This window comes from Cognatilysobacter lacus, from assembly GCF_008274655.1.
GTDB classification, from domain to species: domain Bacteria; phylum Pseudomonadota; class Gammaproteobacteria; order Xanthomonadales; family Xanthomonadaceae; genus Cognatilysobacter; species Cognatilysobacter lacus.
In genome coordinates this window covers 1-8,613 of the sequence record NZ_VTRV01000119.1, presented here as the reverse complement: position 1 = coordinate 8,613, position 8,613 = coordinate 1, and the positions used below count along the sequence as shown (strand labels likewise).

The following is an 8,613-nucleotide window of genomic DNA, read 5'->3' as shown; positions in this document are numbered from 1 at the left end:
CGCGCATCGGGCGGCGCCTGCAGCCGCCGCGACGCGCGTTCGACCAGGGCGTCGACCGCTTCGGCGGCCGGATGGGTGGCGGACATGCGCGGCATTCTGGCATGCGGCCGTGCCGGGTCCGGGCAATAAAAAAAGCCCGCTGCCGTTGCCGGCAGCGGGCCCTTGCTCCCTCCCCCACGTCGGGTGCAGGTCTACTGTTAAAGAGACGTGACGGGGAATGCACGCTGCAGTGCAGCAAAACCCGTACGGTTCAGCTCGCTGCCGGCACGCACGCCGGCGCCGTCAGCGCTGGATCGTGATGACCGGCGAGTTCCAGGTCTCCCAGTGCGCCGGGTTTTCCTCGTCGCCGAGGGGCTTCAACACCTGGACGCTCACGATGTACTGGCCATCCGGAACCGTGAACGTGTTCCTGCCCGCCGTCGTGGTGCCGTCCCAAGAAAACGCGAAGAACCCGGTGGGCCCGGAGTTGCGTCCGAGGTACGCCGTCTGCAGCGCGCGATGCCAGTTGCGTCCGGTAGCCGCGTCGCGCACCACCATCCGCAGCAGCCGCGACTGGTGGTCGAAATGGATCAGGAAGAACGGCACGTCGTTGCCGACCATCGAGTACGTCGCACCGCCCGGCTGGTTGACGTAGCTGGGACCGGTGAGCTTAGCGAGCCACGGGAAACCGTTGGCTGTGGGCGTCATCACCTGCCGCGCCTGGTAGTCGCCGACGTAGCCCGAGTACGGCACGCGCAATGTCTCGCTGCCGTTGTCCGGGGTCATCACCACATACCCGCCGTAGATGCCGCCGGTGATCGTCGGCCCCGCCGGCGGCGCGATCGTTACGTTCACCGATGCGCTCGTCCGCGGCGCGAGCGTCAGGCTCGGCACCGAGAACGCCACGCCGGTACCGCCGATGAAGTACGACGGCGAGAACGTGTACGGGCCGGTGCCGACGGTGTCGACGGCCGAAAACGTATACGTGACCGGTACCGTGCCGCGGTTGCTGAGCTGCAGGCGCCGCACCTGGGTGCCGACCTCGCTCTCGCCCAGCGAGATTTTCCCGGGCTCCACGCGCGTGGTGGCCATTACCGCCTGGTCGATGCGTAGCATGCCGGCGCCCTGGCGGTGCGTCGCGTCGAGGAAACCGGAACCCGGGCTGCCCGACCACGGCTTCGGCTGCGCGGTGTTCTGCAGGATCGTGCGCACCACCTGCGCCGGCGTGTGCGGCGCGGACTGCAACAGCAATGCGACGGCGCCCGCCACGTGCGGCGACGACATCGATGTTCCCGACAACGATGCATAACCGCCACGCTCGAGCGGGAACGTCGAATAGATCGAGCCGCCCGGGGCACCGATGTCCGGCTTGAGCTGCAGGTCGGGCGACAGCCCCCACGAGGAGAACGACGAGATCAGCCCGCCCGTCGGGTTCGGTATCGATGCATGGAAGTTGCCCCACGTGAGTTGCGTCGGCCCGGCGGCGATGCGGCCGTCCATCAGCGCGCCATCCGCGGCAGTGACCGCCGCTACCGGAATGTTGATCGACGGCGTGCCGGCCACCGTTGGATTCAGCGGTCCGGCGACGTTGTTGTACAGCACCACCCCGATCGCGCCGGCCGCCTGCGCATTCGTGGACTTGATGTAGAAGGAACACGTGCCGCGCCGGATGAGCGCCACCTTGCCGGCGAGGCTGTTGGCCGGAAGCGCGGCACAACCGTCGTTGGTCGTGGAGGTAGTGCCGGTGCGGTCCAGCGTCGCGCTGCCCGACGACGGCGGCGTGGGCGCGCCGGTCGCCGCATTGAAGCCGACCTTGTAGGCGTCCGGCGACAACGCGAACGCGGGCTGCGTTATCGACGTGTTGTCGAACGACGCGACGCTGATCACCTCGTCGCCCACGCTCGGCGCGCCGAGCGAATACAACCCGGTGCCGCCGTCGTTGCCCGCCGAAGCAACCACCACCATGCCGTGCTCGACGAGGCGCGATGCGGCCTTCGCCGTCGGGTATTGCGGCCACTGGAAGGCCGACCCGATCGACATGTTCAACACCTGCATGTGGTCGGCTTTCGCGCGTTCCATCGCAGCCAGCATCACGTCGGCGGTAGTCGAGCCCTGGCAGCCGAAAACGCGATACGCGCCGAGCGACACCTTGGGTGCCACGCCCTTGACGTCGCCATTGGCGCCGATGATGCCGGCCACGTGCGTGCCATGCCCGGCGCAATCGTCGGGACGCGCATCGGGGCTGGGCACCGGGTTGTACGAGGGCGAGCTGCTGTCGGCATTGAAGGCGTCGCCGACGAAGTCCCAGCCGGCCACCACGCGCGCGGTCGGGAACGCGGTGCCGCCGTTGACGCCGCCGCCACCGAACGCCGGATGGTCGACGTCGATGCCGGTGTCCATCACCGCCACGCGAACGCCGCTGCCGTCCAGCCCGAGCGTGTTCTGCGCGACGTCGGCGCCCGTCATCGCGAGCGCGGTGTAAAGGTCCGGCGACGACGTCCCCGGCGTGTCCTGCGGCATCGCGATCGTCTGCACGGGATAGATCGCGCGCACGCCGGGCATGCGCATCAGCGTGCCCAGCTGCGCGCGCGAAACGGTCACCGAGAAGCCGTTGAACAGGTCGTCGAACGCGTAGTTCTCGATGTAGCGAAGCCCGGCTCCGCGCGCGGCATTGCGGAAGACCTGCTTCTCCGAGCGCACGGCGGCGAGCGGGCCGTTGTCGCCCGTCGGGGCATTGGAGAGCTCCACGAACCAGCGCTGCGGCGATTCGTCCACCGGCGCCGCATTCGGATCGGGCACGAGCGACGGCGTGTCCGGTTGAAGCCACTGCACTTCGAAACCGTCCTGCGCCAGCACGACCATGCAGGCGCAGGCGAGAAGGGACACGGCGATGGGGGTCGACTTTTTCACGGCATACCTCGGCTTGGGGGGAGGGAGCCACGACGGGGCCGTAAACGTGACACGGGCGGGTCGTGGGCCACCCTGGCGTCGGCGTTTAGCCTACTTTCATAAATGCGACGCAAGTCACGGTTGCCGGGCGGTGCGACGAACGGCGCGACGCCGCCGAATGCCCTCCACGGTTGCGCACGTTCCTCGGGAAATTCCGCAGTTTCCGAGCAGGATTCGCAGACGCTACGAGGTTGGCGCGTAGGCCAATTCAGCCGACGCGCCGACCGACGGCCGCGCGCGTGATGGCGAGCACTGCCGCTTGGGCGACGGGGCCCATTGCCCGTTCAGCGCGTGAACCGGCGTTCGCGTGTGGTCGACCTGCCGGCGGGCGCCGGCGCGTAAATCCAAGAACCGGCCGCAAGCCCTTCGGCGTCGACAAAAGAAAAGCCCCGCCGAAGCGGGGCTTTTCTGTACTGCGGGTCGACCGGGTCCGGCGCCGCGTATCCAGGGCGCACGAGGCGCGGTGGATGTTTTGGCGTGCGGTCCGCTCGCGGCGTGTATCAGAAATCCATGCCGCCCATGCCGCCCATGCCGCCACCGCCGCCGCCCATGGCCGGCTCGTCCTTCTTCGGCAGCTCGCCGACCATCGCTTCGGTCGTGATCATCAGGCCGGCGATCGACGCTGCGTTCTGCAGCGCGGTGCGCGTGACCTTGGTCGGGTCCAGGATGCCGGCTTCCAGCATGTCGACATACTCGCCGGTCGCGGCGTTGTAGCCGTAGGCGCCGTTGCCTTCCTTGACCTTGTTGACGATGACCGACGGCTCTTCACCGGCGTTGGTCACGATCTCGCGCAGCGGCGCTTCCATCGCGCGCAGCGCGATCTGGATGCCGTGGTTCTGGTCTTCGTTGATGCCCTTCAGGCCTTCGATCGCGGCACGTGCGCGCAGCAGCGCGACGCCGCCACCCGGGACGATGCCCTCTTCGACGGCCGCACGCGTGGCGTGCAGGGCGTCTTCGACGCGCGCCTTCTTTTCCTTCATCTCGATCTCGGTCGACGCACCGACCTTGATCACCGCGACGCCGCCGGCAAGCTTGGCAACGCGTTCCTGCAGCTTTTCCTTGTCGTAGTCCGAAGAGGTCTCTTCGATCTGCGCCTTGATCTGCTTGATGCGGCCCTGGATGCCTTCGGCTTCGCCGGCGCCGTCGATGATGGTGGTGTTCTCCTTGGAGACCTGCACCTTCTTCGCGCGGCCGAGATCCTTGATCGTCGCCTTCTCGAGCTGCAGGCCGACTTCTTCGGAGATCACGGTGCCACCGGTGAGGATGGCCATGTCTTCAAGCATCGCCTTGCGACGATCACCGAAGCCGGGCGCCTTGACGGCGACGACCTTGACGATGCCGCGCAGCGTGTTGACGACGAGCGTCGCCAGCGCTTCGCCTTCCACTTCCTCGGCCACGATCAGCAGCGGCTTGCCCGACTTCGCCACGCCTTCGAGCACGGGCAGCAGGTCACGCACGTTCGAGATCTTCTTGTCGTGCAGCAGGATGAACGGGTCGTCCAGCTCGGCCTGCATCGACTGCTGGTTGTTGATGAAGTACGGCGAGAGGTAGCCGCGGTCGAACTGCATGCCCTCGACGACGTCGAGCTCGTTCTCGAGGCCCGAACCGTCCTCGACCGTGATCACGCCTTCCTTGCCGACCTTGTCCATCGCCTGCGCGATGAGGTCACCGATGTTCTGGTCGGAGTTGGCCGAGATCGCGCCGACCTGGGCGATTTCCTTCGAGGTCGACGACGGACGCGAGATGTTCTTCAGCTCGGCGACCGCGGCGGTGACCGCCTTGTCGATGCCGCGCTTGAGGTCCATCGGGTTCATGCCGGCGGCGACCGCCTTCATGCCCTCGCGGATCAGCGCCTGCGCCAGCACGGTGGCGGTGGTGGTGCCGTCGCCGGCGTTGTCGGAGGTGCGCGAGGCGACTTCCTTCACCATCTGCGCGCCCATGTTCTCGAACTTGTCGGCCAGCTCGATCTCCTTGGCGACGGACACGCCGTCCTTGGTGATCGTGGGCGCGCCGAAGCTCTTCTCGAGCACGACATTGCGGCCCTTCGGGCCGAGCGTTGCCTTGACGGCATTGGCGAGCACGTTGACACCGCGCAGCATCTTGGCGCGCGCGTCCTCACCGAAACGAATTTCCTTGGCAGCCATTGCGTATTACCTCAACTTGAATTTGGAAAGAGTTCTTGCGGCGGAACAGGAGCGAATCGCGATCAGCCGAGGACGGCGAAGATGTCGTCTTCCTTCACCACCAGGTATTCGGTGCCGTCGAGCTTCACTTCCGTGCCGCTGTACTTGCCGAAGAGCACCTTGTCGCCGACCTTGACCTTGGGCGCGCGCACGTTGCCGTTGTCGAACGCCTTGCCTTCGCCAACCGCGACGACCTCACCCTTGATCGGCTTTTCGGTCGCCGAATCGGGGATGACGATCCCGCCGGCCGAAACCTTTTCTTCTTCCATGCGCTTGATGACGACGCGATCGTAGAGCGGCTTGATGTTCATGCACGAACCTCCGACTTACTTGTAAGTGATTGAAATGACGGCGAAAGACGGGGAATTTTAGCAGTCGTCGACCTGGAGTGCCAAATACGGGCGACAACCCGACCGCATCGCGGACGGGGCCAGATATGGGAGGCGCCGAGCAGCTTTCAAGGGGCGTTCAGGAAAAATTTCCCGGTAGCGACCCGGGCCTGACGAATCGCGGGCACAAAAAAAGAGCGCGTCCCGAAGAAACGCGCTCTCATGGTCTCGAGGACGGCCATCCAAGCACGCGCGATCCGGCGCGCCTCCCCTAGAACCCTGACATCTTGTCTGATCAACACTCCGTGTCGACGTGGGGCGATTGTGGGCGGTCCGCGTCACCCCCGCCAGTGGCTACCGGACGGCAACATTGTCCGAATCTGGTAGCGTATCGATTCCGGCCATTTATGAAATCGTATTCATTGCCGAGTTTAAGCGTATCTTCAGCCCAATGTGCGACCTGAAGCGCACATCCTTATGACGATATCGGTAGCAGGGTGAACTACGGTAGGCTAGCGGCTGCGACGACCCAATAGTGACGTGGAGCGTCACCTTCCATGAACCCACAGCAGCGAATCCGACTTGCACGGCGGCACGCGGGGCTCTCACAGGCCGCCCTGGCCGAGGCCGTCGGCGTGCAACGCAGTGCCGTCAGCCATTGGGAGGCCGTGCAGGGCAAAAGCCCCAGCATGACGAACCTGCGCCGGGTGGCGACGATCACCAATGTGCAGTTCGAGTGGCTCGCGACGGGCCGCGGCCGCATGGCGCTGTCGCCAGACGACGCCCTGGACGGCGTGTCGGCGGTCGATGCCACGATGGTCGACGAACCGCTTGAGCTGCGCATGCTTGCCGCGTTTCGCACGATCTCGGCGCGCAGCCAGGCGCCGCTGGTGGAAATCATGGAGCAGATGGCCGCGCTGCGAACCGGACGGTCGCGTTCCACCCGGCGCGAAACCTGATCGTCGGCACCGTTGCACGGCCGCGGCGGGTCGAGGCGGCTGCGGCCGCTACAATCGTCGGATGCGCGCCGTCGTCATTCATTGCACCTGCCCCAACGCAGCGGCCGCCGATCGAATCGCGACCGCGCTTGTTGAAGAACGGCTCGCCGCCTGCGTACAGCAGCTACCCGGCCTACGCTCCACCTACCGCTGGGCGGGCCGGGTCGAGCACGCCGACGAAGTACTGCTGCTGATCAAGACGGCCGCCGACCGCATCCAGGCGGTATTCGAGCGCGTAACGGCCCTACACCCTCATGACGTGCCGGAACTGCTCGCACTCGACGCGCAGGGCGGCACGCCCGCCTACCTCGACTGGGTGAACGCCCAGAGCCGTGACGATGCCTGACCTGTTCCGACGCTTCGCGCGGCATGCCGTGACCTTCGTGCTGCTTGCGGCACTCGCACCCGTCGCCGCTGCGATCACGCCCGACCAGCTGCCGCCGGTCGACCAGGTGTTCGTGCCGAGCGCGCAGTACGTCGACGGCGCTATCCAGGTGCGCTGGACCATCGCCAACGGCTTCTACCTGTATCGCCACCGCACCGCGGTGCAGGCCGATGCCGGCTTCGATGCCGATGCACTGCAGATGCCGAAAGGCGACGCCCACCACGACGAATTCTTCGGCGACGTCGAGACCTATCGCGGCGAGCTCGTCGCCACCCTGCCCGGTACGGCGAAAGCCCCGCGCACGGTCGTGACGATCAAGTACCAGGGCTGCGCGGACGCCGGCGTCTGCTACCCGCCGCAGGTGCGCCGTCTCAACGTCGACCTGTCGGCCGCGCGCGATACGTCCGCGGCGCCGACGGGCCTCTCGCCATTCGCACGCGCCCGGGCAGCCGCGGCCGGCGCCGTCGATGCCGCCCCCCTGCCCGATGCGGACGCCTTCCGCTTCGAAGCGATTCCGGGCGACGGCAACACCCTGCTGCTGCGCTTCTCCCCCGCGGCCGGCTACTACCTGTATCGCGATCGCACGTCGTTCCGGCTTGACGCCGGGTCGCGCGCCGCCGGGCTGTCGCTCGGGGCGGCGCGCTGGCCGCAAGCGCGCATGCACCACGACGAGCATTTCGGCGACGTGGCCGTCTACTTCGACCCCGTCGACGTGACCCTGCCCGTGACACGTACCGCGCCCGCGCCGCGCAGCCTGAAACTGACCGCGCGCTTCCAGGGGTGCCAGACCGACGGCATCTGCTATCCGCCGATGGAGCGGACCGTGGCGATCGACCTGCCCGCTGGAAAGGTCGGCGGCGCGCCCGTGGCCGCCATGTCCATCGCACCGCTTGGCGACACGGCGCTCGCGGCACCCGCCAGTGTGAGCGACCCTGATCAGGCGTCAACCGGCGACACAAGCGTGCCCGGCTCGCGTGGCGCCGCCATGGCCGTTGCGCGTCCGCCGGCGCCGGTCACCCGGGCGGTCGAGCCGGCGAGCGCGCTGTCGGCACTCGTGCTCGCGCTGCTCGGCGGACTGGTGCTCAACCTCATGCCCTGCGTGCTCCCGGTACTCTCGCTAAAGGCGCTTTCTCTCGCTGAGAGCGGCTCGCCGAGCGTCGCGCGACGCCATGCTGTCGGCTACACCGCGGGCGTCGTGCTCAGCTTCGTTCTGCTTGGCGCGCTTGCGCTGGGCCTGCGCCACGCCGGACGCGCGCTGGGTTGGGGCTTCCAGCTGCAGCAGCCGCTGGTCGTCGCGCTGCTGGCGCTGGTGATGTTCGCGCTGGGCCTCAGCCTGTCGGGCCTCTGGCACGTGGGTGGCCGCTGGACCGGCGCGGGCCACGGGCTTACGACGCGCGGCGGCGTCGCTGGCGACTTCTTCACCGGCGTGCTCGCGGTTGTGGTTGCCACGCCCTGCACCGCGCCGTTCATGGGCGCCGCGCTCGCGTGGGCGTTCCTGGCACCGACTCCGTTGGCGATGGCGGTGTTCGTCGCGCTGGGCATCGGGCTCGCGCTGCCCTTCATCCTGATAGGGCTGATGCCCGGCATCGCCGCATTGCTGCCACGACCCGGTGTGTGGATGGAGACCCTGAAGCAGGGGCTGGCGTTCCCCCTCTATCTGACCGCCGCGTGGCTGGTTTGGGTGCTCGGCCGCCAGCGCGGGCCCGATGCGATCGCGTGGACCCTCGCGGCCGCCGTTGCCGTCGCCTTCGCCGCATGGGCGTGGACGCGCAGCCGTGACCACGCCCGCG

At 67.5% G+C, this 8,613-nt stretch carries 6 protein-coding genes; 3 read left to right on the top strand and 3 right to left on the bottom strand.

The window, feature by feature from the left end:
* Nucleotides 1-282: 282 nt before the first annotated feature.
* From FW784_RS14865 to groES, 3 genes are all read right to left on the bottom strand, one after another.
* Entirely contained in the window at nt 283-2,889 is a 2,607-nt protein-coding gene (locus FW784_RS14865; RefSeq protein WP_205123605.1) for a S8 family serine peptidase, read from the bottom strand.
* A 539-nt stretch (nt 2,890-3,428) separates the two neighbouring features.
* Nucleotides 3,429-5,072, bottom strand: coding sequence for a chaperonin GroEL (gene groL / locus FW784_RS10420; protein ID WP_149353281.1), 1,644 nt, complete (start codon nt 5,070-5,072; stop codon nt 3,429-3,431).
* Nucleotides 5,073-5,134: 62 nt separating this feature from the next.
* Nucleotides 5,135-5,422, bottom strand: coding sequence for a co-chaperone GroES (gene groES, locus FW784_RS10415; RefSeq protein WP_027083774.1), 288 nt, complete (start codon nt 5,420-5,422; stop codon nt 5,135-5,137).
* A 575-nt stretch (nt 5,423-5,997) separates the two neighbouring features.
* Between groES and FW784_RS10410 the strand changes: the two genes are divergently transcribed.
* The 3 genes from FW784_RS10410 to FW784_RS10400 form a co-directional block, all read left to right on the top strand.
* Nucleotides 5,998-6,399: a helix-turn-helix domain-containing protein gene (locus FW784_RS10410; RefSeq protein ID WP_149353280.1), complete on the top strand. Its 402-nt coding sequence runs from the start codon at nt 5,998-6,000 to the stop codon at nt 6,397-6,399.
* A gap of 61 nt (nt 6,400-6,460) precedes the next feature.
* Nucleotides 6,461-6,784, top strand: coding sequence for a divalent-cation tolerance protein CutA (gene cutA, locus FW784_RS10405; RefSeq protein WP_149353279.1), 324 nt, complete (start codon nt 6,461-6,463; stop codon nt 6,782-6,784).
* Nucleotides 6,777-8,613, top strand: a 1,837-nt coding sequence (locus tag FW784_RS10400; RefSeq protein ID WP_149353278.1) for a protein-disulfide reductase DsbD domain-containing protein, incomplete at its 3' end; no start/stop codon positions are given. The genes cutA and FW784_RS10400, both read left to right, overlap by 8 nt.

Bases quoted from the DNA above. Each gene is read 5' to 3' on its own strand.
- groL (WP_149353281.1), bottom strand. From the start codon at position 5,072: ATGGCTGCCAAGGAAATTCGTTTCGGTGAGGACGCGCGCGCCAAGATG.
- groES (WP_027083774.1), bottom strand. From the start codon at position 5,422: ATGAACATCAAGCCGCTCTACGATCGCGTCGTCATCAAGCGCATGGAA.
- FW784_RS10410 (WP_149353280.1), top strand. From the start codon at position 5,998: ATGAACCCACAGCAGCGAATCCGACTTGCACGGCGGCACGCGGGGCTC.
- cutA (WP_149353279.1), top strand. From the start codon at position 6,461: ATGCGCGCCGTCGTCATTCATTGCACCTGCCCCAACGCAGCGGCCGCC.